This is a genomic window from Micromonospora sp. 15K316, assembly GCF_004348525.1.
GTDB lineage: Bacteria > Actinomycetota > Actinomycetes > Mycobacteriales > Micromonosporaceae > Micromonospora.
This window is the reverse complement of the sequence record NZ_SMKG01000380.1, coordinates 1-2,534: the sequence shown is the minus strand read 5'-3', so window position 1 is coordinate 2,534 and position 2,534 is coordinate 1. Positions and strand designations below refer to the sequence as shown.

2 protein-coding genes and 2 pseudogenes are annotated in these 2,534 nt (G+C 78.3%); all 4 read left to right on the top strand.

The window, feature by feature from the left end; all coding sequences use genetic code 11:
- Positions 1-24 precede the first annotated feature (24 nt).
- Positions 25-393 (top strand): annotated as a pseudogene (locus E1211_RS31650) (hypothetical protein); the annotation flags it as partial.
- Positions 394-585: 192 nt separating this feature from the next.
- Positions 586-846, top strand: a complete 261-nt coding sequence (locus tag E1211_RS31645; RefSeq protein WP_132353846.1) for a hypothetical protein — start codon at positions 586-588, stop codon at positions 844-846.
- 9 nt (positions 847-855) lie between these two features.
- Complete coding sequence (locus tag E1211_RS31640; protein WP_132353844.1) at positions 856-1,944, top strand: hypothetical protein; 1,089 nt, start codon at positions 856-858, stop codon at positions 1,942-1,944.
- Positions 1,937-2,534, top strand: a pseudogene (locus tag E1211_RS31635) (cell division protein FtsK); the annotation flags it as partial. The gene E1211_RS31640 and the pseudogene E1211_RS31635, both read left to right, overlap by 8 nt.

Below are 2,534 nucleotides of genomic sequence, written 5' to 3'. Positions count from 1 at the left end.
GGGCGGGAGTGGCAGGCTGGGGTCATGGACGTACGGCCGCTGCTGATCGTGGACGCCGCGAACGTGGTCGGCTCGCGCCCCGACGGGTGGTGGCGGGACCGGGCCGGCGCGACCGCCCGGTTACGTGACTCGCTCGCCGGGCTGGGCGAGGCCGGGCTGCCGCCGCAGCTGCCGCCGCCGGTGGTGGTGGTGCTGGTGGTGGAGGGCCGCGCGCGGGACGTGCCGGCGGTGCCGGGGGTCGAAGTGGTCGGCGCCCGGGGCTCGGGCGACGACGCGATCGTCGACCTGGTCCGGGCCGCCCCGCAGCGCCGGCGGGTCGTCGTCACGGCCGACCGTGAGCTGCGGGAACGGGTCGTGGCGGAGGGCGCCGAGGTGTACGGGCCGCGCTGGCTGCGCGACGGCACGGCGAGCCGGGTGGCGGGTCCGCCGATCCGGGCGCAAGATGCGTCCAGTCCCGCCAATCGGACTCCCGGCGCTTCAGGGTGACAAGCGGTCACCGGGGCAGGAACACTGACAGGGCGGATGTCTCCCCGCCGTACGAATAGGCTCTAATGAAGGCCTCCCTGCCCCCAGGAGGTAACCCCCGTGGCGAGCGTCGCCGAGCTCAAGGCAGCCATCGACGTGGCACTCCAGCAGATCGGCGACGGCCAGAGCGCCGTACAGGCCGCCGGCGAGAAACTCACCGAGGCGCAGCAGACCCTGGCCGGCGCGTTGGAGGGCAGCGGGCACGAGACGGTCGAGGCGGCGCAGGCGTCGCTGACCCAGGCCAGCCAGGAGCTGGAGGAGTGCCTCGCGGCGACCCTCGTCGCCGTCGAGCAGGCGCAGCTCTACGTCGCGGCCCTGTAGGCGACTGCCGTGTCGATCGTCGAGGATGTCGGCGCCCAGGTCCGCGCCGCCGCCGAGGAGCTGCCGCTCGGCCTGGTCACCCAGGCGCTGGAGAAGTTCGGGCTGGCCAGCGAGCGACTGCGCTGGGTACGCCAGGAGTCGGCCAACCCGATGGGGGTGCCGGAGCTCTCCGCCGCCACCGAACACGTCGAGACGGCCGGGTACGCGTTACGGCTGGCGCAGGAGCAGCTCGCGGCGTACCTCGCCGCGATCGGGCTCGGCGCCGACGGCGCGGCCCCGGCCCGGCCGGCCGATTCCGAGCGACCCCGGCATGACGCGCCGCGGGACGCGGCTCCGGTCGCGGTGCCGCCCGAGCCGGCCGAGCAGGTGCGGCTGCGGCGGTGGTGGTCGGTACGGGTGGCGGAGCTGACCGGGGGCGCGGAGGGCGCGGACGAACCCGACGAGCGGATCACCGACTCGGCCGAGCTGCTGCGCCGGGTGGTGCGCGGGGTACGCGCCGGTGACCGGGACCGGTTGCGCACCGAGCTGCGCCGGGCGCACGCCGACGTCGGGCTGGGCATGGCCGCGCTCGCCCCCCAGCTGCTGCGGGAGCTCGCCACCGAACTGCTCGGCCACCCGCCCCGCTCCGACGATCTGAACCGGCTGCGCGGCAGCCTGGACGGTCGCGTGCGGGACCTGCTGCCCGGCCTTCCGCCGCCGGTGCTGGAGACCCTGCTGACCCGGGTCTGCCGCATGCCGCCGCCGCGCCGCTCCGGCGAGGCGCCGCACGCCGCGGACTCGGCGGTGGCCGGCGGGGTGCTGACCGGCGTGCTCCTCGCCCGCCTCGGCCGGGACCTGCCCGCCGACACGGCGACGGGCGCGGCGGGCCGGCCGGCGACGGGCACAGCTGTGCGCGCGGGCGACGCCGGCCGGGTCGGCGCCGACCGCGGCGGGCGTTCCACCCCGGGTCGGTCCGTGCCGGGTGAGCTGACCGGCGCCGGCGCGAACCGGGCGGGCTCGGGCGGCCTGCCGGACCGATCAGCCGCGGGCCCGGGCACCCGTCCGGGGCGGCCGGGCCCGTGGGTCGACGCGCCGCGGCGCCGGGGCAGCGATGGCTGACCGGCGCGCGCAGCTGGTCAGCCGGGTCCGGGGCACGCTCGCCGACGCGCTCGGCGCGACCCGCACCCGGCTCTTCGCCGCGCAGACCGAGCTGACCGCCGGGCGGGAGCGGCTGGCCCGGGTACGCCGGGCCGCCGCCGAGGTGCCGGAGCGGGTCGGCGCGGAACGGGACCGCCGCCTCGCCGAGATCGACGAGCGGCACGCCGCCCGGATCACCGAACTGGCCCGGCGGGCCGCCGAGGCCGCCCGCTGGGAGGCGCCCGGCGCCGCCGCCGAGGAGTGGTCCCGGTGGCGTGTCACGCCCGCGGAGCGGTGCGAGCCGCCCGGCGCGCTGCGGATCGGCGCCCTCGGCATCCCCGGCGCCGAGCCGGTGCCGGCCCTGGTGCCGCTGCTCGACGCGGGACACGTCGAACTCTCCGGCGCCGACCGGGACGGCTGCGACGCGGTGGTCGGCGCGCTGCTGCTGCGCGCCCTGGGCCGGGCGGACGCCGGCACCGTCCGGCTGATGGGGTACGACCCGGAGCATCTCGGTGGTGGGCTTGCCGGTTTCGCCCCGCTCGGCACCGCCGGGCTGCTGACCTTCGTCGGGC